The organism is Luteibacter sp. 9135, from assembly GCF_000745005.1.
In the GTDB taxonomy this organism is placed as follows: Bacteria; Pseudomonadota; Gammaproteobacteria; order Xanthomonadales; family Rhodanobacteraceae; genus Luteibacter.
The window spans coordinates 3,191,904-3,215,437 of the sequence record NZ_JQNB01000001.1 but is presented as its reverse complement, the minus strand read 5'-3'; the positions used below and the strand labels follow the sequence as shown (position 1 = coordinate 3,215,437).

Genomic DNA, 23,534 nt, shown 5'->3' with positions numbered 1-23,534 from the left:
CCATGAAAATCCTTGTCACTCGTTTCGTCGAGACCTAGCGCAGCGGCACCAACCGAAACGTACTGTTCGCCACCCCGGGTTGCAACGGCGTCGGCTGGCCCAGCCGCCAGGCATCGGTGCCGGCCAGATAGGTCGATGCCAGTGGATGATCCGTCTGGCCGCCGGGCATGTGCAGCAGGCTGCGTGCCGCGTCACCGGGCACGGCCACCATCCGTTCCGAGGCGCCGAACCGGGGCGCGCTGACGAACGGCATGTCGCGGTCGCCGGACAGCGGCTGCGCGCGCGCGTCGAGGAACCGGGCAACGATGCCCGGGAAGGCGCCCGACAAGGGGTGCCGCAGATTGAGCATGTTCTCGTCGCCCCAGGTGGCCTTGCCGTCCTGCGCCACATCGCGCAGCGTCGCCAGGCAGGCCTCGTCGAGAAGGTCGTCCCAGCTGGCATAGCGAGGGTCGCGCAGGTGCGATGCCGACGGTGCGTGGATCAGCTGCCAGACCGCGTACTCGGGTACCGTACCTTCGGGCCACGCGAAATCCTTGAAGCGTTGCGCAGCCAACGCCACGAACGGCCGGAGCACCCGTGCGGTCACCTCTTCATGAAAACGTCGCACTGCGCCGTAACCGGGGCTGGACGCATCCGCACGGGCGCCCCAACGGGCGACGCGATCGTGCAGCGCGGCCAGTCCGGCCTCGTCGGCATGCCTGGCCCGCGCCTTGTCGATGACCTCTAGCATCAACGCCTGCCATCGCGCGAGGAACACGGCGCGGTCGTCGCGCTGGATGGCCAGCATGGCGGCAGGTGTGGCGGGGTGGCCGCCGGCAAGGTCGTCGCGGATCTGCCTGGCACGGGCGCCCAGGTTGTAGCCCCCATTGCCCAGCAGCGCCAGGGACGCGCCGCCGACCGCGCGGTTATTCGCCGTCCATAGATACCCCTGCGCCGGGTTCTCCACCCGCGGATACCGCGACGCGTCCAACCATCCCGACCACCCTGCCCCGGATACGCTCCAGTCGGCAGGGTTGGCGAAGCCAGCGGTGCCTCGCACCGGGATGGCGTTGCCGGCAATCGTCCAGCCGATGTGCCCCTGCCGGTCGACGGCAAGGACATTCTGCAACGGCAGACCGGCGTGTTGCGCGATATCGAGTGCCGAGGGCACGTCCGTCGCGTCTTCCATCTGCATGATCGCCAGGTTATAGGCGCGCGGTGAGGCACCGGTCCAGGCCAGGGCCATCGGCTCGCCCTGCGCGGACGTCGCCATGACCGGGCCCCAGCGCGTTTCCGCGATACGCAGCGGCACGGACGCGCCGCCGCGTACCTGGATCACCTCGTCCCTGTAGACCATGGCCTCGATGCCCTGCGGCGACCGGTAACGCGAGCCCTGCGGATCGGTCGTGTGCACGACGACCCAGTCCTGCACATCGGCGTAGCTGTTGGTGAAGCCCCAGGCGACCTGTTCGTTCTGGCCCGTCACCAGCGCGGGAGTGCCCGGCAGGGTAAGGCCGGCCACCTGCCGCACGACAACCTTGCCGTTGGCGTCGGCCTGCCCGTAACGAAGCGTCGCGCGGTACCAGATGTTTGGCACGCCCAGGCTCAGGTGCATGTCGTTCGCCAGCAGCGCGCCAGGGTCGGACGCACTCGTGCCGGCCACGGCGAACGCATTGCTACCGATGTCGGCCCCTTGCCGCGGTGAGAAAGACAGGTCCAGCGCCACCGCGTCGTCCGTGTGCGATGGCAGGACGAACACCGACGCGTCCGGCACGGGCGGCGCGTCGGACACCGAACCATCCAACGCGGCTTCCCATGTGGGATCGGGCGCGGCTAGGAAGGCCACGACCGATGGCGGAAGCACGGCGTCCAGTTGCAGCAGGCGAAGCTTGCGCTCGTTGTGGCCGCCATCGTTGAGTTCGAGGTACATGGCGCCGAGTACCAGCAGGGAATCCTCGGGCCGCCAGGGTTGTGGCGCCTGCCGGAACACCAGGTATTCCCACGGTCGCACGCGCAGGCCGGCCAGGCCTGCGTTCACGCCCGCCGCGTAATGCTGCAACTGGTCGCGCTGGTTGGGGGAAAGGGTTCGGTAGGCCTGCTCGGCCACCGCGCGCAGCCGATGGCGACGATAGTCCTTGTCCAGGTCGATAGCCGCGGGACCGACCAGTGCCGCCAGCTCACCGGCTGCCTTGCGTCGCATGAGGTCCATGGCGAAGAACGTGTCCTGCGCATGCGCGAAGCCGAGTGCGAACGATGCGTCCGTCCGTCTGGCTGCGTCGATGGTCACCGCGCCCATCGCATCGCGCGCGATCGTCACGGGCGAGGCGACAGACGCCGCGACATCGCCTTCGGTGGTGGCGGCACCTGCATGGAGCAGCACGAACACGGCAACGAGGATCGATGCGGCGACCGCGAGGACAAGCGCCACGATCAGGGCGATCAGCCGGCGCACATGCCGATAGGTGAGATGCGTCACGTTTTTGTCCTTTGTCGAAGGCATCCTATTCGTCCGTCGCGGGCACTCACCTGCGGGCGGACATCCAGGACGGCAACGCGCATGCGTGCGGGAAAACGAGACGAATCTACACCTTTATCGACAATGACAATCGATTGCATCACGAATCGTAACTCTTTTCGACGACATCACCGTTGAGGAACACACCATGATGAACATGCGACTCTCCCTCCTGGCGGCACTGGCCGCGGTCGTGCCGATTTCCGCGTCGATGGCGCAATCCCCCTCGTCGATCTACAGCCTGGAGGAATTGAAGACAGCGGCGGACAACGGCGCGAACATCGCCGTCACCGTGGACCTCACCAAGTGCAAGCCGGCCGGTACGACCACCGCGCCGGGCACCACGAAGGGTGGCCTGAAGATCGGCGCCTACCGCGTGACTCCGGATGGCGTCTTCAGTTTTTCCGACGCCCATGAAACCGTCGGCCAGGACGGCAAGCCGTTGTGGCAGTTCCTCCGTTACCAGGTCAAGCCGGACCAGACCGTGGTGTTCACGGCCTTCATGTATTCCCTGCCGACCTATACGCCGCTCGGCCCCGAGATCACGTACGAGTGCGGGATCAACCGTGGGGTGACCTTCATTCCCGAGCGCCACTGAGTACGTCGCCAAACGGCCGGATGTGCCGTTTCGGCAGCAACACGTGAACGCAAGTGACCATGCGTTGCGCCCGGGCAAACCGGGGTGTACACGAAAGGCAGGCATCCGCGCCGGTAACGGCGTGGATACCTGCCGCCGTGACATTCCGATCGTTACCGCCCAGGGAACAACGCCCATGAAAACCAGCTTCGCCGCCCTCGTCCTGATCGTGGCGGGCGCCTCCGCGCACGCCGTCGATGCCCGCAAGATCACCACCCCGGAAAACGCGCCGCGCAATGCGCCGGTGTGCCCGGAGGGCCAGGTTGCCGAGTTCGTCGGTGTGATCAACGGCAAGGCCACCTGGCGCTGCGTACCCGCCTGACGAAGGCGTCGCCCGTCTCACGGCCAACGAATATCCGATAAGCTCGTTGCCTTATCCGCTGCGCCGTGACGCCCATGACCGTGCCCGCTATCGTTCGCCTCCTGCCGGGTCTGATGGCTTTCATGCCCATGGTCGCGGCGGCATCGGACCTGGCGGCGATCGATCCCGTGCCGGCTAGCGGGCTGGCGCTGTTACCTCCCATGGGCTGGAACAGCTGGAATCACTTCGCCGGGCGCATCACGGCCGACGATGTGCGCGCCATGGCCGACGCCATGGCGACCAACGGCATGCGCGATGCCGGCTATACGTACGTCAATATCGACGATACGTGGGAAGGCACGCGCGACGCCGCGGGCCGGATGCGTCCCAACGCACGGTTCGGCGATATGAAAGCGCTGGCCGACTACGTGCACGCACGTGGCCTCAAGCTGGGTATCTACTCCTCGCCCGGGGCGAAAACGTGCGCGGGATTCGAGGGCAGCTACGGCCACGAAGCGCAGGATGCGGGCAGCTACGCCGCCTGGGGCGTGGATTTCCTCAAATACGACTACTGCGGCGCGCGCGACATGTACCCGGTCACGCGACAGAACCAGGAGATCCTGTTCCGTCGGATGGGCGCCGCGCTACGTGCGACGGGACGTCCCGTGATCTACAGCCTGTCGCAATCCGGCGACTTCGACATCTGGCGTTGGGGACCGCAGACAGGCGCCCAGCTATGGCGCACCACCCCCGACATCAGCGACGACTGGGAAGCGATGTCGCAGCGCGGTTTCCGCCAGCTCGACCTCACGGCCTGGTCCGGGCCGGGCCACTGGAACGACCCCGACATGCTGGAGGTCGGCAACGGGGGCATGAACTCGCAGGAATACCGTACGCAGATGAGCCTGTGGTCGATCCTCCCTGCCCCGCTGCTGGCCGGAAACGACCTGCGCACCATGGATGCGGCCACCCGCGACATCCTGCTCAATCGCGACGTGATCGCCGTCGATCAGGATCCGGCCGGACATCCCGCCAGACGCCTGACCAGACGGGGCGATGTGGAACTGCTGGTGAGGGATATGGACGACGGCTCGATCGTGCTGGGCGTGTTCAACCGGGGCGCCGCGCCCGCGACGGTAAGGCTGGCGTGGGATCGCGTGGACAAGCGCTTCCAGGGCGCGCGCCGGGTCCATGCGCGCGACCTTTGGCAGCATCGCTCACGCGACTATGCGGCGGCTTTCGATGTGGTCGTCGGCCGGCACGATGTCGTGCTGCTGCGGACCGATGCGACGCGAGGTGCCGCACCGCGCGCCGCCGTCTCACGGAACGACGCGGCCCGGTCCCTGCCGTGAGCGAGACCAAGCCGTCCTCGGGTCCGGTCGTCGCACTGGGCGCCACCGTCGTCATCTGGGCGTTCAGCTGGATCGTGATGAAGCTGGCGATGCGCTACGCCGGGCCGTTCGATTTCTCTGCGTTGCGCTACGCGCTGGGCGCCGCGCTGTTGTTCATCGTCGTGCTGGTACTGCGCCGGCCGCTGGCGCCGCCCCCGCTCGCCGGCACGATCGTCACCGGGCTGGCCCAGACCGCTGCGTTCCAGGGACTGGGCCAGTGGGCCCTCACCTCCGGTGGCGCCGGTCACGTGGTGCTGCTGGCCTACGCCATGCCGTTCTGGGCCGTGTTGCTCGCGTGGCTGCTGTTGGGCGAGCGCCCGCAGTGCCGGCACTGGATCGGCATGGCGCTGGCCGCTGCGGGACTCGTCTTCGTCATCGCGCCATGGCATGGCCTCGGCAACCCGCTCAGCACCGGCATGGCCCTGCTGGGCGGGATGTGCTGGGCGCTTGGCACGGTGGTCAGCAAGCGCATGTTCCAGCGCCACCAGCCCGATCCGCTCACCTTCACCGCATGGCAGATGACCTTCGGCGCCTTGGCCCTGGCGGTCGTCGCCTTCCTCGTCCCGCAACGGACCATGGTCTGGAGCCCGGCGTTCATCGCCGGGCTGGCCTACTCGGTCATCCTGGCTACCAGCCTGGCCTGGACACTCTGGCTGCTGGCAGTGCGTCGCCTGCCCACGGCGCTGGCGTCCATGTCGTCGCTGGCGGTCCCCGTGCTCAGCGTGCTGATGGCATGGTGGGTGCTGGACGAAAAGCCCCTGCCCAACGAGTGGCTGGGCATGGGCTTCATCGTCGCCGGACTGGTGGCCGTCAGTGGCGTGACGATCAGAAGTCGTAGCTGACCGAGAGGCGTGCGTAACGCGGCTGCTGGCGGATCGTCACCGTGCGATACAGCGGATTGGTCAGCTGCGGGCTGAGTTCGCTATAGGGCGACAGCTGCAGCGGCCGCTGCTCGTTCATCAGGTTGAAGATGTTCGCGCTGAAGCTCAGCTTGTGGTCCGCGAAAGCCGGGCTATAGGTCGCGCCGATGTCCAGCTGGCGGGTCCACGGCAGGTGGCCCTGCTTGCCCGGACGCGACGGCTCGCCGTTGCAGAAGTGGTAGAGGCTGCCGTACGACAACGGATCGGTGCCGTCGGCGCCGTAGAAACCGAGGCAATGCCGGGGGCTGCCGGAGATGACGGCCAGGTTGGCCGACACCAGCCACTCGGGATCGATCTGGTAGTAGCCGTAGAGCTTGATCTGGTGCGTGTGGTCGTTGTTCTGCGGCCCGTTCGCGAACTGCATGATCGACGCGCCGTCCCAGTCGTAGCTGGTGGATGCGTTGGCCTGGCTGACGTCGGAACGGAGCTGGCCCTCGGTGTTGCCGTAGCTGCGCGAGAACACGTAGTCGAACTTGGCGTACCAGTGCCCGTCGAACGGATGCTCCAGCAGCGTTTCCAGGCTGTAGTACTGGCGCTTGAGCTTCGGGAAGCCGAGTTCGGCATTGCTCATCGGCACCTCGACGTAGTTACCGCTGGCGTCCACGAGCGTGAACGTGTTGGCCCGGCCGGGGTTGATCAGGAAGCAGCTGTTGCTGGTGGACGCGTCTTGGCCCAGCTGCGCCGACTTGGCCAGCACGGCGTTGCGGTCGCAGTAGTCGTCGATCGCGTTGCGCAGGTTGCGGTACATCAGCTTCGCGCCGTAGACCCACTCGGGGCCCGCGGTCTTGGTGAAGCCGAGGATGTATTCGTCCTGCTTCTCCGCCGTGAGCCCCTTGGCCGTGGTCACCTTCGGGTCGGGCTGCTGGCCGTAGAGGTTCAGGCCGGAGACTGGCCCGGACATCGGGGTCAGGCCGGTGGGCGTGCCGTCGGCGGCGATCCCGCCATAGGTGTAGTACTGCACGGTGTTGGTCGTGGCCGCCGCGGAATTGAGCGCGGGGTTCAGCGGCAGGCCGAGGTAATAGCGTCCTGCGTTGCCGTACACCTTGAAGCTGGCGTCTCCCATCACGTCCCAGCTGAAGCCCAGGCGTGGGGCCCATTGCGGCTTGGTCTGGGTGATGTAGGCCTGGCTGGCGGAATCGTAGTTGGTGAACTGGTCGTTGCGCAGGCCCAGCTGCAGCAGCAGCCGATCGTTCACCTGCCACTTGTCCTCGACGTACTGCGCGCGCTGCGTCGAGCGCACCGTGGCGATCTGGCTGTAGGTGTTCTTCTGGACGAAATAGCCGTCCGCGCCGTTCGGGAAGTCACCCGTGGCACCCACGCCCAGATCCGAGTTGATCGGCACGTTGGGCAGCGACTGGCTGTACGACCAGGTGTAACCCGGGCCGGACGACTCGCTGCCCTGGTTGGCCGCCTTGGCGGTCAGGTTGTCGATACCCACGCTGATCGTGTGGTCGCCGATCGCATAGGCCAGGTCGAGCCGGGTGTTGGTCGTGAAGTTGCCGCGCTTGGGATCGCTCAGGCCATCGGTGGTCTGCGCGTTGCCGATGGGCACGCCACCGTTGAGCGCGGGGTTCTGGTTCACGTCGCCGTCGATGTAGGTCAGGCTGCCGTCGTAGTTGGCCGGTGCCTGGTAGGCCTGCGTGTGCATCTTGCCGTACTCGGCCGTGAGCGTCAGCGCGTCGGTGATATAGCTGGTGAACTTGCCGCTCCACAGGTCGCCGCCGTTCTTCTGCCGGTCCGCATCGTTGACGAAGGCACCGCGTCGCTTGGCCACGTAGTCGTAGTCGTAGTAGCTGCCGCGATTCTCGGTCTTGTCCGAGGCGCCGGTCAGCTCGAGGATGTTGCTGTCGGTGATGTTCCAGTCCAGCTTGGTGTACCAGCGCGGCATGGTGCTGCGCGACTTCTCGAACGAATTGCTGGCTTCCTCGTTGGCCACGGTCTGCGTGTCGCGGCGTTCCACCTCGGCCGCAGCGAAGACGTAGAGCTTGTCCTTGATCAACGGTCCGCCGGCATACACGGATGCCGTGCTGTCCACGTTGCGGTTGTCACGGTTGTACGCATACAGGTTGCCGGCCTTGGCCGATTGCGGCACGCCGCTGGCGTAATAGTTGTTGGCGCCCTTGGCACGGGCGAACTGCGGCTCCCAGAGGAACTGCACCCCGTAATGCCAGGTGTCGGTACCGCGCTTGCCCACCGCGTTGATCACGCCGCCGTCGGAGCGACCGTACTGCGCGCTGTAGCCGCCGGTGTACACCTCTTCCTGGTCGATCGCGCCATACGGCAGCGTGATACCGCCGAGGGCCTGCAGCGGGTCCGTCGTGTTGAAGCCGTTGATGTAGTACGCGTTGGCGTTGGCGGACGACCCGCCGAAGCTCACCAGCGACTTGCCGGTGTCACTGGTGAACCCGCCGCTGTTGGGGACCACGCCGGGGGCCAGCTGGGCGATCTGTTCGGCGGTGCGGCCCAGGGGCAGCTTGGCCAGCTGCTGGGCGTCGATCACGGTACGCGAATCGACGCTGGCGACATCGATCGGGGGTGTCGCGTTGGCGGACACCTGCACGCCGTCGAGCGTGGCGGCCTGCGCTGTCCCGGCGGAAAACGAGACCTCGCTCGCGTTGCCGACGCGCACGGCCACGTTGTCGCGCGTGTCCAGCACCTTGCCGTCTCGCAACAGCGTCACCTTGTAGGTGCCGATCGGCAGGGCCGGCGACTTGTACCGCCCACTCGCATCCACCGGCAGGTCGCGACTCACGCCGCTCTGGTTTTCCACGCGTACCGTCGTACCGGCCGCGACGGGCACGTCGCCGAACAGGCTGCCCGTGGTCGACTGCGCGAAGGCGACCGGCATGCCGGCGGCGGCGAGAGCGAGGCACAGCGCGTGCAGCGGAAGGCGACGCGAGAAACGCGATGTCGGCATGGGAAGGCCCCTGTAGCGGCATGACCGTGCGCACGGGACCCTCCCGTGGACGAGATGCAAGTGAATGGGATTGCCGGCGCCGTGAAGGCCGACGCCTCACCTTCTAACATCGCGTAAACGTTTACACAACGGTTACATGCGCGTTACGTAAAAGTCGCAAGTTATTGCGCCTGCTTGGTTTTCGGGGGGCGTTGTTCGGCGTGGACATTTATGCCGGAGCACGCATCGGGCGTGAACCGCGTGGGGTCGATCACGACGTGGCGCATGTGCGATCGCTCCCACGTGTAAAGCACATGCACGCGGCCATCCGCCGACTGGATGATCGCGGGGTATGAGTATTCCTTGCCGGGGTGGTCCTCCAGCGTGAGGACGCGCTTCCAGTGGTGCCCGTCGGCACTCAGGGCGACAGCGAGGGTTCCTCGACCGTCCCACCAGTCCTTGCCCGGCAGCGTGGGGTTGTAGACCAGCAGGTAGCGCCCGTCGGCCAGGGCCACCGCGTCGATCCCCGCGTTGGGATTGTCGATGTCGAGCAGGCGCAGCGGCGACCACTGTCGACCACCGTCATGCGAGCGGGTGTCGAACAAGCGCCCCTGCTTCGTGCGGCCGATCGCCTGCAACGTACCGTCGCCATGTACCAGCAGACTGGGCTGGATCGCGTCGATGCCTGCGGAGGCCACGTCGGGCTCGCGCTGCCAGGTGCGGCCTTCGTCGTCGGAACGTTCCATATGGATATGCCAGTCGCCCTGCTCCGTGCTGGACGGACTGACGATAGCGCCATCGGCCAGTTGCACCGGCTTGTCCTTGATCGGTCCCAGGATGCCCGGCGGCAGCGCGCGGGCGGCCGACCAGTGCGCGCCGTCGTCGCGCGAGGTCATCACCATGCCCCACCAGTGCTGCGGGTCGGGGCCCACCTTGTAGAACAGCAGCAGGCTACCCGCGCGCGACCGGAACAGCACCGGGTTCCAGGTGGGCAGCCGCGATCCGTCCGCCTGGACGCCGGTGGCGACCTCCCGCGGCGGTGTCCATCCCTTCGCGTCGCGTCGTGCGAGCCAGATGCCCACGCTGGGATCGCGCTCCTGCTTGCCACCGAACCACGCCGCCACCAGCCCGTGCGGGGTATCGACGAGGGTGCCGGCGTGGCTGGCGGCCGTCGGCGAGGGATCGGCGACGAAGTCGCGACTCACCATGGCGTGGCACGGGTCGCCCGGCTCGGCCACCACCGTGGGGGTCACCAGTGCCAGGCCCAGGCACGCGGCGGCAGCGAAGGCGGCGTAGCTACGGACCACGGGGCGGCGCGGTAGCGAATCGAACATGGCATGACCTTTCAGGAGCGCCGGGCGATCACTCACCTTATCCTCACCAAACACGCTCATATATGAACAGAAGTTTCTGAAAGCTCAATTTTGCCAAATTTTTACTCCAGTTCGGCTCGTCGTGGCCGCTGACGAGGAAGCACCGACTACCGATGAGCAAAAATGGCAACGTTAAGCGTCAAGGCACAATTGGCGATCCTCGCGGGTGGACTCGCCCTGGCGATGGTGGCGACCTGCGCGTCCGGGCTTTACGCCCTCTCGGCGACGGGCGAGGCACTGCGCACCGTCTACGAGGACCGCACGGTCTGCATCCAGCAGCTGTCGATCGTGAGCGATCGCCTGCGCGACGAGGCGGCCCAGCTGTCACGGGCCGCACTGGACCCCTCGCGGTTCCCGGCCCGCGATGCGGTGGCTGCCAGCCTTTCGCATCGCGGCACGCTGGAGGCGCAGTGGAAAACCTACGCGGCCACGTACTGGACGCCTGACGAACGGAAACTGGCCGAAGCCTTCCACACCTCGTACGAGACGCTGGAGAACCAGGGCTTCGCCGCGACCCGCAAGGCCCTGGAGGCCGGCGACACCGCCGGTGCCGACAAACTGCTGCACGGCTCGGTCGATGTACTGCTGCCGCGCGCCCTTTCGCACCTGGACGACCTGCGCAAGTTGCAGATCGACGTGGCCTCCAGCGAATACCAGGGCTCGCGCGAGCGCTACGCGTTGTTGTGGCGCACCCTGCTCGGCATCGCCGCGGGTGGCCTGCTGATCGGCACGGGCGTGGGCGTCTGGACGGGGCGTCGTCTTTATCGCGCCCTGGGCGGCGAGCCGGTCTACGCCGCGGAAGTGGTGCGCCGCATCGCCGATGGCGACCTCACCGTGCGCGTGGACCTGAAGGCGGACGATTCGTCGAGCCTGCTGCATTCCATCGCCACCATGCGCGACCACCTGTGCGGCATCGTTACAGGCATCAAGGAGTCCAGCCACTCCATCGCCATTGCCGCGGAACAGATCTCGCAGGGCAATTCGGACCTTTCCCAGCGCACCGAGGAACAGGCCGCGTCGCTGGAGGAAACCGCGGCAAGCATGGAGCAGCTGACCGCCGCCGTGCGCGAGAACACCGATAACGCCATGCTGGGTACGACCCTCGCCGGCACCGCCTCGGCGACGGCCAAGCGCGGTGGCGAGGCCGTGGCCCGCGTGGTCGACACGATGACGGGCATATCGACCAGCTCCGCCCGCGTCGGTGACATCGTCGGCGTCATCGATTCGCTCGCCTTCCAGACCAACATCCTGTCGCTGAACGCCGCCGTGGAAGCGGCCCGTGCCGGCGAGCATGGCCGTGGCTTCGCCGTGGTGGCCAGCGAGGTGCGTTCGCTGGCACAGCGCAGCGCTACTGCCGCGAAGGAGATCCGCGGCCTGATCGACGCGTCGATGGAGCGGGTCGCCGAGGGTTCGTCCATGGTCGCCGAGGCGGGATCGACGATCGAGGGCGTGGTCGCCGCGGTGTACCAGGTGTCCGGCGTGATGACCGGCATCTCCGCGGCGTCGCAGGAGCAGGCCTCGGGTATCGAGCAGGTCAATCGCGCGGTGACGCAGATGGACCAGGTGACCCAGCAGAATGCCGCGCTGGTCGAGCAATGCACGGCCGCCTCGCGATCCATGGCCGAACAGGCACAGTTGCTGCGCAACGCGGTGGACGTGTTCCGCCTCGAAGCGGCCTGATCCGAGCCTCAGGTTATTGCGATCCTGGTGCACAACGACGCCCGGATCGCAATAACTTGCTTCATTGTATCTTTCACGCATGAGAAAGCGCATAGACGTATAGACGTCTGTGCGTCTTTTGCGATCCAGCGCACTTTTCAATCGCGTTACAAGGGAATACGCTCGGCTCATTCCCGGGCAACCATTTGCCTCGGGAAGACGCGGCCGGTCCGCGTCGGCGAAAGCGGTGCCGAAGCTTTCGCGCACGGCAAACAGGGGAACCACAAAAATCGAGGGAGACGATCCATGACGTATCGCAAGTCATTGCTGTGCGCGGCAGTCCTGTGCGCGCTTTCAGCACCCGCCGCCGTATTCTCGCAAACCGCCGCTTCCGCCGTGGCCGATATCGACACCACGGAGGCACCACGGATCACGCAGACGGTGGATGCCCGTCAACGTGTAGCCATCGCCGGAAGCCATATTCCGCTGGTGGACGCCGTGGCCGCGACCTCGGTCGCGACCGACGACCTGCCGATGAACCACCTGCAACTCGTGCTCAAGCGCAGCGCGAAACGCGAAGCCGCACTGAAGAAAGTGATCGCCGAACAGAACGATCCTTCCTCGCCCCGCTTCGGTCGCTGGCTGACGCCGGAAGCCTTCGGCAAGAGTTTCGGCGTCACCGATGCCGATCTCGCCGCCGCCGTGTCCTATCTCACGGCCCAGGGCTTCACCGTCAACGGTGTCTATCCCAGCCACATGCAGATCGACTTCTCGGGTTCCTCCGGGCAGGTGCGCAACGCCTTCGGCGTGCAGGAAAAATACTATGCGGTGGACGCGAAGCAGCACCTGGCCAACGCCGGCGACGTGACGATTCCCAAGGCCTTGAGCGACGTCGTGGCCGGTGTGGCCGGCCTGACCGACCTGCGTCCCCAGGCGCAGCACACGCCCTTCGTGCATGCCGCGCGCGATCCGTCCGGCACCGGCTTCATCCGCAAGCCCGCCACGGGTCCTTCCGCCGATGTGGCGACGGCCAAGGCCAGCCCGCAGCTGTTTCCCTACAGCGACAAGATCCGGCTGCTCACCCCGTACGACATGAGCGTCATGTACGGCACCGCGCCGCTGATCGCCTCCGGCATCACCGGCAAGGGCATCACGGTGGCGGTGGTCGAGGATGCCGACATGCCCAAGGAGGACTGGGACAACTTCGTCAAGGCGTTCGACCTGGCGAAATATGGCGGCACCTATGCCCTGGTCAATCCGCCGGCAGCGGGCCTGTCCAGCACCAACTGCATCGATCCGAACGTGAGCGCCGGGTTCGAAGAGGAGTCCGGTGAAACGCTGCTCGACGCCGAGTGGGTCACCGCCATGGCGCCGGGCGCCACGCTGAAGGTCGCCACCTGCGACGACTCGGGCACGAACAACTTCTTCGGCGGCGTGTACACCGCGGCCAACAACCTCATCAACGGCGCCGACCGACCGGACATCATCAGTGCCAGCTACGGCTTCGACGAACTGGATGTGGACGTCGCCACCAAGATCGCCCTGGACGGCATGTGGCAGCAGGCCGCTGCCGAAGGCATCTCGGTGTTCGTTTCCACCGGCGATTCCGGCGTGAACACGGGCTACAACGGCTCGGCGTTCATCACGCTGGGCATCAGCGCCAATGCGCTGGCAACCTCGCCGTACGTTACCGCGGTGGGCGGCACGGATACGGCCGATGTGCTGGACAAGACCACGGCCACGTATTTCGCGGCCAAGCCGAACAGCGTGCTGGGCAGCGCCTTGTCGTACGTACCCGAGATCCCGTGGAACGAGTCCTGCGGCAACGGCGTGGCCGCCAAGGCCAACGGCTATGCCAGCGCAGTGAAATTTTGCCAGGCACAGTACGCCAAACTGGGCCGCTTCAACACGCCGTTCACGGCGGAAGGCTCCAGTGGCGCGCCTGCGTTGTACAACGAGAAGCCGGCATGGCAGGCCAAGGTGCACGGCGCAACGAAGGACGGGGCACGCGACATACCCGACGTGGCCCTGTTCGCCGGCAGCTACGGTAATGTCACCTACGCGGTGACGTGCGATTCCAGCGCGCTGTGCGCGCCGGGACTGCCCAACGGAGCCGACGGCAGCGGTGGCACGTCGCTGGCATCGCCCATGTTCGCGGCCATCCAGGCCCTGGTGAACCAGTCCACCGGTCGCCGGAAGCAGGGTGTGGCGGCGACCACGCTCTATGCCCTGGCCGCAAACGAGTACGGCACCGCCGACGGCGCGGCACCCGCCACGCTGGCCGCGTGCGATGCCGACAAGGGCGCCACCGGCACCGCCGGTTGCGTGTTCCACAACATCACCCGCGGCGGCATTTCGACCAACTGCTCCACGGGTGCCGACAACTGCTATGCCTACACGGGGCCCTACGGACTGACCTCGATCACCACGAAGAAGTACAAGGAGGCCTACCCCGCGCAGCCTGGCTGGAGCTTCGCCTCCGGTCTGGGCTCGGTCAACGCCGCCAACCTGGCCAAGGCCTGGAAGGCGTACAACAAGCAACACTGACGAGGCCCCCGTCCACGGCGCGACACGCCGCGGACGGGATTGTCGTGCGCCGGCGGCGCATTGAGCACACCGGCGTTTTGTGGAACCCTCGGTGTTCGCTGCCGTGAGGATGTCCGCATGCAGGCTGCTTCGCCCGTGTCACGCGTTCGCCGGCTCGTGCCGGCACTCTCCCTCTTCCTGGCCGTGCCCGCGATGGCCGCCTCGCCCCAGGCGACGCTCATCGTGGCGAACGGCGGTCGGCCCGTGCTGACCATCCGCGATCCCGGCAGTGCCCCGCCGATCACCATCGCACTCGGCCTGAAGACGACCGCGGCGGATCTCACGCAGGGGCTGACCCTCCAGCGCACCACCGAACACCAGGGCATCATCGAGCACTACCGCATGACCACCGGCAAGCGCCTGCAGCGCGAGGCCACCTTCGACGAGATCCGTTACGCACTGCGTAACGCCGGGGGCCAGCAGCTCGATGTCGTGCTGCGCACGGCGCCCGATGGCATCGCCTTCCGTTACGAACTGCCCGGCGTGCACCAGGCCACGGTCACGGGTGAAGCCACCGCCTTCGCCGTCCCCGCCGATTCGCCCGCCTGGCTGCTGCCGTACGGCCCCCAGTACGAAAACGAACGCATCCAGACGACGGCAGGCACGGCGGCGGCCGGCGACTACGGGTATCCCTCGCTGTTCCGGCTTGGCGGGCACTACGCCCTGATCACCGAAGCCAATGCCGATGGCCGCTACGACGGCAGCCGCCTGGTCCATGCCGCGGGTAGCGGCACCTATACCCTCGCCCTTGCCGATCCCCGCGTCGACAGCCAGGGCGTGACCCCGTGGCGCGTGGTGATCGCCGGCAGTCTTGCCACCGTCACCGCATCCACCCTGGTGGACGACCTGGCCGACCCGGCACGCTTCGACGACACCGCGTGGATACGGCCCGGCCGCGTGGCCTGGTCGTGGCTGAGCGAGCACGACAGCCCCTAGAACGTGCAGCGTCAGCGGGCGTATGTCGATTTCGCCGCGCGCAACCGTATCCCGTATGTGCTCGTCGACGAAGGCTGGAGCGACACGTGGGTGCCCGACCTGGTGCGCTATGCGAACGGCAAGGGCGTGGACATCCTGCTCTGGTACCACTGGTCGAAGCTGGACACGCCCAGCAAGCGCATGGCGGAGTTGACCCGGATCAAGGGCTGGGGCGTCAAGGGCGTGAAGATCGACTTCATGGAATCCGACTCGCAGGCCCGCTTCCGCTGGTACGACGACACCCTGGCCGACACCGCCCGCCTGCACCTGATGGTGAATTTCCACGGCGCCACCATCCCCCACGGGCTGGCGCGCACCTGGCCGCACCTGATGACGATGGAAGGCGTGCGCGGCGCGGAGAACGATCCGCCTGTCGCCGGCAACACGATCCAGCCGTTCACGCGCAACGTGGTCGGTTCCATGGATTACACGCCGGTGGCCTTCGACACCGGGACGCAGAAAGCCAGCATCGCGCACGAAGTGGCGCTGCCCATCGTCTTCGAGTCGGGCTGGACGCATCTGGCCGACCGGCCGGAAGCGTACGAGCGTCGTCCGCTCGCTCTCGCCTTCCTCAACCAGGTACCCACCGTGTGGGACGACACGAAACTGATCGCCGGCACGCCTGGGCAGGAGGCGATCATCGCGCGGCGCAGCGGCGACCGCTGGTTCATCGGCGCGATCGCGGCGGGGCCCGCCCGGCGCCTGACCGTACCGGTGGCATCGCTCGGCGCGGGACCCTGGCATGCGGATATCGTGCGCGACGGCCGTGGCCGGGGCGACGTGGCACGCAGCGCGCAGACGCTCGCCGCGGACGGCACGCTCGCCTTCGACGTGCCGCAGGACGGCGGCTTTGCGGCGGTGCTGTGCCCGGCAGCGACGGCCACCCCGGCCGATGGCTGCTATCGCCGATGACTGCTACGACGTCTTCGGCGCCTTGTGCTTGCGGGTGTATGCCTGGAAGGCCTCGATAGCCGGGTCGCGGCGCAGCAGCTTCGACGCGGGATCGACCGTGAATGTCGCGCCCGGCGGCAGGGTCAGCTCGCCCTGCCCCGCGCTCATCGGTAGCGTGACCACGTTCTCGCCGACACGGACCTCCACGGGCAGCGGGAACGGACCCTTGCCCGGCACCTGCCAGCCAAGGTGCAGCTGCTGGCCCTCACGCGTCACCTTCAGCTCCGGCAACGCCGCCTGGTAGAGATACACGTCGAAGAACCAGTGCATGTCACGGCCCGTCACACGGTCCACGATGTCGATGAAATCCTTCGTGGTGGCGTAGCGCGGCGCGAACTGGCCGGGCACCGGATGATCCGTGCCGTAGACCAGCTCGCGGGTCGCACGGAAGAACGCCTCGTCGCCGATCAGCCCGCGCAGGGTGTGCAGCATCAGCGCACCCTTGTTGTAGATATCCTGTCCGGGGCCGCCGCGCGTGTCGTCGTAGACGTCTTCCTCGCGGCGTGGCTTGCCGGACACGATGGGATGCTTGTTGTCGATACGCGCGCGCAGCTGCATGAGGCTGGCGAAGTAGGCCTGGCTGCCGCCCAGCGACCCGGCGTACAGCGGCTGCATGTACGTGGCGAACGCCTCGTGCAGCCACATGTCGTCCCAGTTGGCGTTGGTGACCTGGTTGCCGAACCACTCGTGCGACAGCTCGTGCTGCAACAGGTCGTCGTAGCCATAGACGTTCTTCGCATACGCATTGCCATAGGCGTTGATCGTCTGGTGCTCCATGCCCTTGAACGGGGTTTCGGCCACGCCCATCTTCTCGCCGCCGAACGGGTACGGACCGATGGCGCTCTCCAGGTAATCGAGCATGGCGGGAAACTCCGCGAACAACGCCTTCGCCTGGGTCTCGTCGTCCACGTACCAGTAGTGCAGCGGCACGACGTTGCCGAACCGGCTGCGATACGACGCGGACAGTTCGCGATACGGCCCGATGTTGAGCGCCACGCCATAGGTGCTCACGTCGTGGCTTCGCCAATGGTAGGTGCGCCTGCCGTCGGCCTCGTCCATGCCCATGGCCACGCCGTTACCCACCGCCACCAGCGGCGCCGGCACCGTGATGTGCTCGTCGACCACCTGCGGGCGGCCCATGGGATGATCGATGCACGGCCAGAACAGGTCGCAACCCTCGCCCTCCACCGCCGTGGCCACCCAGGGCATGCCGTTCGGCGCCTTCGTCCAGACGAAACCGCCGTCCCACGGTGCGTGCACCGCCGTATGCGGGCTGCCGTGATACACCACGCGCACCGTGGTCCGCGCGCCCTTCTCCAGCGGGCGCGGCAGATCGATCGACAGGCGACCGTCGGGATTGCGCCAGGCGGCGCTCGCCAGTGCCTTGCCATCCACCTCGACGCGGTCGATCGGCAGGTTGCGATCCAGGTCCAGCACGATGCGGCGCAGCGGTGCCGTCACCCCGAAGGTCAGCCTGGCATCCCCTTCGATCCACTGCCGCACCGGGTCCACGCGGATGCCGAGGTCGGCATGTTCGAAGGTCACCGCCATCTGCTCGGGCGCACGCGCCGCCCCGGAGTTGCGGGTCAGGTCGGTCAGCGGCGGAGGTGCCGGCGGCGTCGAGGGTGTGCAAGCGACGGTGGCGAGTGCGAGACCGGCACCGAACAGGAGGGGAATACGCATACCTTGACGACCGTCGGCTAGTGAAGTGTGCGCGGCCACCATACCCAGATGCCACCACCCCGTCCTAGGTCGAAAGACCGATGGTAATTACGCCCAAGCCCGCGATACCGCCGGGGAAGGACGAGGGGTTCGCCGACATCGTCGGCTCCTACACACCGGATCGGATACCATCGCGGCCTTCCCCGCCAGTGCGCCCTCCCCCGATGACCGACAACTCCCAGGACTACGTGGCATGGCTGCTCGAGCGCTCCATGCTGGAGAAAGCCCGCGAACGCGCCAGGCTCTACGGCGGCCAGGCACGCCTGTGGGCGTACCCATATGCGGAAAGCCGCGGACGTAGCGCCTCGGAGATGGCCTCGGTGTGGTTCACCGCCTATCCGGCCTCGCTGGTGACGCGTCCGGGGCAGTCGGTGCTGTCGGCGCTGGGCGAGCACGACCTGTGGCACGCGCTCTCGGTACTCGGCGTACACGGCATGCACGTGGGCCCGACCAAGGAGGCCGGTGGCCTGCGTGGGCGCGAGAAAACGCCGACCATCGACGGTCACTTCGACCGCATCGGCCTGGATACCGACCCGGTGTTCGGGACCAGCGCCGAGTTCTCGGACATCGCGCGCATGGCGTCGGTGTTCAGCGGCATCGTCATCGACGACGTGATCCCCTCGCACACCGGCAAGGGCGCCGACTTCCGCCTGGCGGAAATGGCCTATGGCGACTACCCGGGCCTTTACCACATGGTGGAGATCCGCGAGGACGACTGGGCGTTGCTGCCGGACGTGGCGGAAGGCCGCGACTCGGTCAACCTCGGGCCGCTCACGGTGGACGCGCTGCACGACAAGGGTTACATCGTCGGCCAGCTGCAGCGGGTGATCTTCCTCGAGCCGGGCGTGAAGGACACCGACTGGAGCGCCACGGCGATCGTCACCGGCGTGGACGGCAAGCCGCGCCGCTGGGTGTACCTGCACTACTTCAAGGAAGGACAGCCGGCGCTGAACTGGCTCGATCCGTCGTTCGCGGCGCAGCAGCTGGTGATCGGCGACGCGCTGCACAGCCTGGACGTGATGGGCGCGCGCGGCCTGCGCCTGGATGCCAACGGCTTCCTCGGCATCGAGCGTCGCGCCGGCGGCCCGGCCTGGTCGGAAAGCCATCCGCTGTCGATCACCGGCAACCAGATCATCGCCGGCATGGTGCGCAAGGCGGGCGGCTTCAGCTTCCAGGAGCTGAACCTCACCGTGGACGATATCGCGGCCATGTCCCGCGGCGGTGCAGACCTCTCGTATGACTTCATCACCCGTCCCGCCGTGCAGCATGCCCTGGCCACCGGCGATACCGAATTCCTGCGCCTCATGCTGCGCACCGTGCACCAGCACGGGATCGACCCGGCATCGCTGATCCATGCGATGCAGAACCACGACGAGCTGACGCTGGAGCTGGTCCATTTCTGGACCGCCCACGCCACCACGCCGTTCTTCTTCAAGGGGCAGACCATGCCCGGCGCCCTGCTGCGCGAGCAGATCCGCGAGGCCATGTACGAGCGGCTCAGCGGCGAGCATGCGCCGTACAACCTGCGCTTCGTCACCAACGGCATCGCCTGCACCACGGCCAGCCTGGCGGCGGCCGTGCTGGGCCTGCGCGACCTGGACGCGCTGTCCGCCGAGGACATCGAGCAGATCCGCAAGCTGCACCTCCTGCTGGTGATGTTCAACGCGTTGCAGCCGGGTGTGTTCGCCATTTCCGGGTGGGACATCGTCGGTGCGCTCACCCTGCCCGTGGACGAGGTGGCCCCGCTCATGGGTGACGGCGACACACGCTGGATCAATCGCGGTGCCTACGACCTGATGGAACTGGACCCGGAAGCCACCGTATCCGGCCAGGGGCTGCCGCTGGCACGTACGCTGTACGGCAGCCTGAAAGCGCAGCTGGAAGACACCACCTCGTTCGCCAGCCGCGTGCGCCGCGTGCTTACGGTGCGCCAGGCCACGGGTCTGGCCAGCGGCCACCAGCGCCCCATTCCCGACGTGGAAGCCGCGGGCCTGCTGGTGATGCTGCACGACCTGCCCGCCGGCCGCGGCGTGCAGATCACCGCCCTGAACTTCACCGCCGAGCCGATCGACGAGCGCCTGGTGCTGGAAAACGTGGGCGCCGGTCCGGTCGTGGATTTGCTCAACGAGACGCTGGAAGGCGACGTCGGCGAGGATGGCGTGCTGGATATCCACCTCGATCCATACGAAGGCCTTTGCCTGCGCATCGTCAGCGTGCCGGCGCCGCCCGGCTTCTGATCGCTGCGCCTTACTTGAGTACGCCGGCCTCGATCGCGAACGGCTTGAGTCCATGGTCCTCACGCATGCCGTCACGCAGGTCGATCTCGATGCCGCGCGTGACGGCCGTCATCGGCACGTCGTTGACGCCGTTCTCGAACGGGTCTTGCAGATCGTTGCCCGATTGCAGCAGACCGAGGAACAACACGCCGGCCACGGTCGAGCCCAGCGGCGTGTACAGGCCCAGCTGCTCCACCAGGCCGAACGGCAGCAGCGCGCAGAACAGGTGCGTGAACACCACCGGATAGACCGAGTATTGCTGCGGCAACGGCGTGTTCTTGATCCGCTCCATGCCGCCCTGCGCGTTGGATATCTCGGCCAGCGTGCGGGCGAAGGCGGCGCGGATGATCGAGTCCGGCGCCGCATCGCTCAGCAGCGCACCCGTGCGCAAGGCGATGGCGTTGGGCGCATTGGCCACCGAATCCAGGTCGGCCAGTTCCTCGTCCGACAACAGGCCGACCAGTTCGTCGCGTTCCTTCTGCCTGCGCAGGTGCAGCCGCAGCGCGTGCACATAGGCGATCTGTCGATAGGAGATCTCGCGTGCCACGCGGGCATCGCCCAGGAGCGTCCACGCATCGCGAACCAGCGTGCGCGAGCAGTTGACCATCGCTCCCCACAGGGTGCGTGCCTCCCACCAGCGCGCATAGGCGGTGGCATTACGGAAGCTCAGGTAGATCGCTACCGCGGTGCCGAACAGGGTGAGCGGCAAGGCGGGAAAGTTGTCCCACCCCGCCTGCGTGCAATACCACGCGGCCGTGACCAGCACATCCCAGCAGAACAGGATGAGCAGCGGCACGCCGACATAGCGGGAAAGATGACTCACATGGGCATGACCGGGAACCAGCATCGGGGTGTCCTCCTGGTGACGATCAGCTGTTGTGCGCGGCAGCGCGCGGCGTGGTGTAGGCACCGAAACCGTCGGATGCGGTCGGCAGACGGTTCTGATGGGTGTGCGGCGATGGGCGGCCACCCTCGGTGGCGGGTGCATCGTCACGGCCTTGGGCAAGCGCCACGGCCATCGCCAGGGTCAGCGCCATCACGGGGGCCACCTTGCGTACGCGCAGTCCGCGGACCAGCAACAACGGCACCATGCCTAGCGCGACGACGCTGCCGAACCATTCGGCGATCAACAGATCCATGCGTCGCGGCGGGTCGGTCGCGACGACGACGGTCGCGCATACCACCAGTACGAGCATCAGCGGCAGGTGCGGACGCACCTGTGCGAGCGCGGGTGCGATGTGATCGGGAGGCCCGATGGTGGGGGCGGCGTTATCCGCGCGATCGGGGGACAGGTGCTGTATCGGCATACGCAATCCGGTGGCGGTGGGGACGCCCCGAACTTGCAAGACCCCGCGTGGCGATGGCAACCCCGGGTTGGCGACGGCATTCAGCGAAGGCCCGGGTGACATGTAACGCCATTGTTACGGACGTCCATGCGAACGGCGTCGCCATGCGGCATCGCAGCATTCGCATCCGTGAAATAGACGTCCATTTCACGGATGTGATCGCTGCCAGTCGTTCAGCCAGGGTCGGAAATACGTCGCTCCGGACGTCCAAAGGGCCGTGAGGTTCTTCTGAACGCTGGCCAGTGCATGCGGCTCAGGGCGCCGCCGGTGTCACCCGCCACACCGTATCGCCCACGTCGTCGGCGATCAGCACCGCACCGTCCTTGTCCTGCACGATGCCCACGGGAGCACCGTAGAGTTGCTTCTGGTCGTCGGAATAGAAGCCGCTGACGATGGTCTCGGGCTTGCCCTGCGGCTTGCCGTCCCGGAACGGCACGAAGACCACTTCGTAGCCGCTCAGTGGCGAGCGATCCCAGCTGCCGTGCTCGCTGATGAAGGCGCCGTTGTGGTACTTCGCCGGCAGTGCGTTGGCCCGGGTCAGCAGCAGGCCCAGCGGCGCCACGTGCGAGCCGATGGCGTAATCCGGCCGGATCGCCTTGGCCACCAGGTCGGGGCGTTGCGGCTTGACGCGTGTATCCACATGCTGGCCGTAGTAACTGTACGGCCAGCCGTAGAAGGCACCCGGGCGTACCGAGGTCAGGTAATCGGGCACCAGGTCGGCGCCGATCTCGTCGCGCTCGTTGACGATAGCCCACAACGTGTTGCCTACCGGATCCCATTGCAGGCCCGTGGGATTGCGCAGGCCGGCGGCGTAGATCCGGCTGGCGCCGGTGGCCACGTCCACTTCCAGCACGTCGGCACGGCGGTATTCAACGTCCAGGCCGTTCTCGGTGATGTTGCTGTTGGAGCCGACACCGACATACAGCTTGGTCCCGTCCGGGTTGGCCTGCAGTGCCTTGGTCCAGTGGTGGTTGATCGTGTCGGGAAGGTCGGCGAAGACGGTGGGCGCGGCGGCGATATGCGTGTCGCCCTCGGTATACGGGAAGGTGACGATGCCGTCGGTGTTGGCCACGTACAACGTGTTGCCGATCAGCTGCACGCCGAACGGGGAGTTCAGGCCGTCGACGAAGTCGTGCTTCTCCCAGGCGCCCTGCCCTTGCCGGCGCAACAGGGTGATGCGATTGCCGCCCTTGCCACCCTTGCCGGATTGATCCTTGACCAGTCCCGCCATCAGTTGCTTGGGCGTAGTGACCGGTTCGGTGCCCGGGCCGTTGGATTCCACCACCAGCACGTCGCCGTTGGGCAGCGTATACAGCTGCCGTGGATGCATCAGCCCGGTGGCGATGGCCTCGATGGCGAGGCCCGGTGCCACGCGCGGCTTTTGTCCGGATGTCCAGCCGGCCTTGTCCGGCACCTGCATCGGCGGCACGAGGAAGTGACGCGGCGCGGGCAGCGACGGATCCGCGCCAGATTGGTCCGGCGGCGCCAGCGAGGCTTTTTCGCTGCAACCGGCAAGGCCGACCAGGCAGGCCAGGGCGAGGGTGCCGAAGGGGATGGACTTAGTCATGAACGATCACTCCGCGATGGTTCGCGTACACCGCGACCAGGACATGGGCCACGGCCAGCAGCAGCACCGTGACGACGGACAGCCAGACGCCGGCCGGTACGGCGGCATAGGCATCGCGGGTATGCACGAACGCGTTGACGATCGCCACGACGATGGCCACCAGGTTCAGCCAGAAGTCGATGCGCGCACCACGCCACAGCGCGTGACGCGAGGTGATCCACACCTGCACCAGGTTGACCAGTCGCGGCACGATGGCGAACAGCAGGCCGAACAGGATCAGCCATGCGGCCCCCTTGATCCACAGCGTGACGCCGGTGTGGGCATAGGTCGCATCGAAGATCAGGGCGGCTACAAAGCAGCCGAAGGGAATGGGATTGAGCAGGCCGTAAAGCGTGGCGGCCACCACGTTTCGCTGCGACACGACGCGGGGATGCATGATC

The 23,534-nt window shown here is 66.9% G+C and carries 17 protein-coding genes; 9 read left to right on the top strand and 8 right to left on the bottom strand.

What is annotated here, in order from left to right; genetic code table 11:
- Positions 1-34: 34 nt before the first annotated feature.
- Positions 35-2,455 carry a penicillin acylase family protein gene (locus FA89_RS13690; RefSeq protein WP_036144353.1) on the bottom strand — a complete coding sequence of 807 codons (2,421 nt, stop codon included), beginning with the start codon at positions 2,453-2,455 and terminating at the stop codon, positions 35-37.
- A 196-nt stretch (positions 2,456-2,651) separates the two neighbouring features.
- On the opposite strand from FA89_RS13690, the gene FA89_RS13685 reads away from it, so the two are divergent.
- The 4 genes from FA89_RS13685 (at position 2,652) to FA89_RS13670 (ending at position 5,665) form a co-directional block, all read left to right on the top strand.
- Positions 2,652-3,092 (top strand): VirK family protein, encoded by a 441-nt coding sequence (locus FA89_RS13685; RefSeq protein WP_036144351.1) that lies wholly within the window; start codon positions 2,652-2,654, stop codon positions 3,090-3,092.
- Positions 3,093-3,267: 175 nt separating this feature from the next.
- The gene (locus FA89_RS13680) at positions 3,268-3,453 is read left to right on the top strand and encodes a hypothetical protein (RefSeq protein ID WP_036141229.1); all 186 of its coding nucleotides are present in this window, start codon (positions 3,268-3,270) and stop codon (positions 3,451-3,453) included.
- Positions 3,454-3,527: 74 nt separating this feature from the next.
- Positions 3,528-4,784, top strand: a complete 1,257-nt coding sequence (locus FA89_RS13675; RefSeq protein WP_221174304.1) for a glycoside hydrolase family 27 protein — start codon at positions 3,528-3,530, stop codon at positions 4,782-4,784.
- A complete protein-coding gene (locus FA89_RS13670) occupies positions 4,781-5,665 on the top strand; it encodes a DMT family transporter (protein ID WP_240003901.1) in 885 nt (294 codons plus the stop codon). Before FA89_RS13675 ends, FA89_RS13670 begins: the two co-directional genes overlap by 4 nt.
- Here FA89_RS13670 and FA89_RS13665 read toward each other — a convergent pair.
- On the bottom strand, positions 5,649-8,660 hold the full coding sequence (locus FA89_RS13665; protein WP_036141226.1) for a TonB-dependent receptor: 3,012 nt from the start codon (positions 8,658-8,660) through the stop codon (positions 5,649-5,651). The genes FA89_RS13670 and FA89_RS13665 overlap by 17 nt on opposite strands.
- A gap of 161 nt (positions 8,661-8,821) precedes the next feature.
- A complete protein-coding gene (locus FA89_RS13660) occupies positions 8,822-9,973 on the bottom strand; it encodes a sialidase family protein (RefSeq protein ID WP_081916576.1) in 1,152 nt (383 codons plus the stop codon).
- A 162-nt stretch (positions 9,974-10,135) separates the two neighbouring features.
- Here FA89_RS13660 and FA89_RS13655 point away from each other — a divergent pair, with 162 nt between their 5' ends.
- From FA89_RS13655 to FA89_RS13645, 4 genes are all read left to right on the top strand, one after another.
- On the top strand, positions 10,136-11,692 hold the full coding sequence (locus FA89_RS13655) for a methyl-accepting chemotaxis protein (RefSeq protein ID WP_036141223.1): 1,557 nt from the start codon (positions 10,136-10,138) through the stop codon (positions 11,690-11,692).
- A gap of 285 nt (positions 11,693-11,977) precedes the next feature.
- Positions 11,978-14,218 (top strand): S53 family peptidase, encoded by a 2,241-nt coding sequence (locus tag FA89_RS13650; RefSeq protein WP_036141222.1) that lies wholly within the window; start codon positions 11,978-11,980, stop codon positions 14,216-14,218.
- A gap of 117 nt (positions 14,219-14,335) precedes the next feature.
- Positions 14,336-15,193: a glycoside hydrolase family 97 N-terminal domain-containing protein gene (locus tag FA89_RS19305; RefSeq protein ID WP_051938766.1), complete on the top strand. Its 858-nt coding sequence runs from the start codon at positions 14,336-14,338 to the stop codon at positions 15,191-15,193.
- A 3-nt stretch (positions 15,194-15,196) separates the two neighbouring features.
- The gene (locus FA89_RS13645) at positions 15,197-16,144 is read left to right on the top strand and encodes a glycoside hydrolase family 97 catalytic domain-containing protein (RefSeq protein ID WP_051938765.1); all 948 of its coding nucleotides are present in this window, start codon (positions 15,197-15,199) and stop codon (positions 16,142-16,144) included.
- Between the two features lie 3 nt (positions 16,145-16,147).
- On the opposite strand, the gene FA89_RS13640 is transcribed toward FA89_RS13645, so the two are convergent.
- Complete coding sequence (locus FA89_RS13640; RefSeq protein ID WP_036141219.1) at positions 16,148-17,866, bottom strand: M1 family metallopeptidase; 1,719 nt, start codon at positions 17,864-17,866, stop codon at positions 16,148-16,150.
- 203 nt (positions 17,867-18,069) lie between these two features.
- Between FA89_RS13640 and treS the strand changes: the two genes are divergently transcribed.
- Positions 18,070-20,142 carry a maltose alpha-D-glucosyltransferase gene (gene treS, locus FA89_RS13635; RefSeq protein ID WP_036141217.1) on the top strand — a complete coding sequence of 691 codons (2,073 nt, stop codon included), beginning with the start codon at positions 18,070-18,072 and terminating at the stop codon, positions 20,140-20,142.
- 10 nt (positions 20,143-20,152) lie between these two features.
- On the opposite strand, the gene FA89_RS13630 is transcribed toward treS, so the two are convergent.
- The 4 genes from FA89_RS13630 to FA89_RS13615 all read right to left on the bottom strand — a co-directional run bounded on the left by FA89_RS13630 (position 20,153) and on the right by FA89_RS13615 (position 23,530).
- The gene (locus FA89_RS13630) at positions 20,153-21,028 is read right to left on the bottom strand and encodes a bestrophin family protein (RefSeq protein ID WP_036141214.1); all 876 of its coding nucleotides are present in this window, start codon (positions 21,026-21,028) and stop codon (positions 20,153-20,155) included.
- Between the two features lie 22 nt (positions 21,029-21,050).
- Positions 21,051-21,488 (bottom strand): hypothetical protein, encoded by a 438-nt coding sequence (locus tag FA89_RS13625; RefSeq protein ID WP_036141213.1) that lies wholly within the window; start codon positions 21,486-21,488, stop codon positions 21,051-21,053.
- 292 nt (positions 21,489-21,780) lie between these two features.
- Positions 21,781-23,094, bottom strand: coding sequence for a PQQ-dependent sugar dehydrogenase (locus tag FA89_RS13620; protein ID WP_036141209.1), 1,314 nt, complete (start codon positions 23,092-23,094; stop codon positions 21,781-21,783).
- On the bottom strand, positions 23,087-23,530 hold the full coding sequence (locus FA89_RS13615; RefSeq protein ID WP_036141206.1) for a membrane protein: 444 nt from the start codon (positions 23,528-23,530) through the stop codon (positions 23,087-23,089). The genes FA89_RS13620 and FA89_RS13615 overlap by 8 nt, the downstream gene beginning before the upstream one ends.
- Positions 23,531-23,534 lie beyond the last annotated feature (4 nt).

Coding starts and splice junctions, on each gene's coding strand:
- FA89_RS13685 (WP_036144351.1), top strand. CDS start 2,652: ATGCGACTCTCCCTCCTGGCGGCACTGGCCGCGGTCGTGCCGATTTCC.
- FA89_RS13680 (WP_036141229.1), top strand. CDS start 3,268: ATGAAAACCAGCTTCGCCGCCCTCGTCCTGATCGTGGCGGGCGCCTCC.
- FA89_RS13675 (WP_221174304.1), top strand. CDS start 3,528: ATGACCGTGCCCGCTATCGTTCGCCTCCTGCCGGGTCTGATGGCTTTC.
- FA89_RS13665 (WP_036141226.1), bottom strand. CDS start 8,660: ATGCCGACATCGCGTTTCTCGCGTCGCCTTCCGCTGCACGCGCTGTGC.
- FA89_RS13660 (WP_081916576.1), bottom strand. CDS start 9,973: ATGTTCGATTCGCTACCGCGCCGCCCCGTGGTCCGTAGCTACGCCGCC.
- FA89_RS13655 (WP_036141223.1), top strand. CDS start 10,136: ATGGCAACGTTAAGCGTCAAGGCACAATTGGCGATCCTCGCGGGTGGA.
- FA89_RS13650 (WP_036141222.1), top strand. CDS start 11,978: ATGACGTATCGCAAGTCATTGCTGTGCGCGGCAGTCCTGTGCGCGCTT.
- FA89_RS19305 (WP_051938766.1), top strand. CDS start 14,336: ATGCAGGCTGCTTCGCCCGTGTCACGCGTTCGCCGGCTCGTGCCGGCA.
- FA89_RS13640 (WP_036141219.1), bottom strand. CDS start 17,866: ATGCGTATTCCCCTCCTGTTCGGTGCCGGTCTCGCACTCGCCACCGTC.
- treS (WP_036141217.1), top strand. CDS start 18,070: ATGACCGACAACTCCCAGGACTACGTGGCATGGCTGCTCGAGCGCTCC.
- FA89_RS13630 (WP_036141214.1), bottom strand. CDS start 21,028: ATGCTGGTTCCCGGTCATGCCCATGTGAGTCATCTTTCCCGCTATGTC.
- FA89_RS13625 (WP_036141213.1), bottom strand. CDS start 21,488: ATGCCGATACAGCACCTGTCCCCCGATCGCGCGGATAACGCCGCCCCC.
- FA89_RS13620 (WP_036141209.1), bottom strand. CDS start 23,094: ATGACTAAGTCCATCCCCTTCGGCACCCTCGCCCTGGCCTGCCTGGTC.
- FA89_RS13615 (WP_036141206.1), bottom strand. CDS start 23,530: ATGCATCCCCGCGTCGTGTCGCAGCGAAACGTGGTGGCCGCCACGCTT.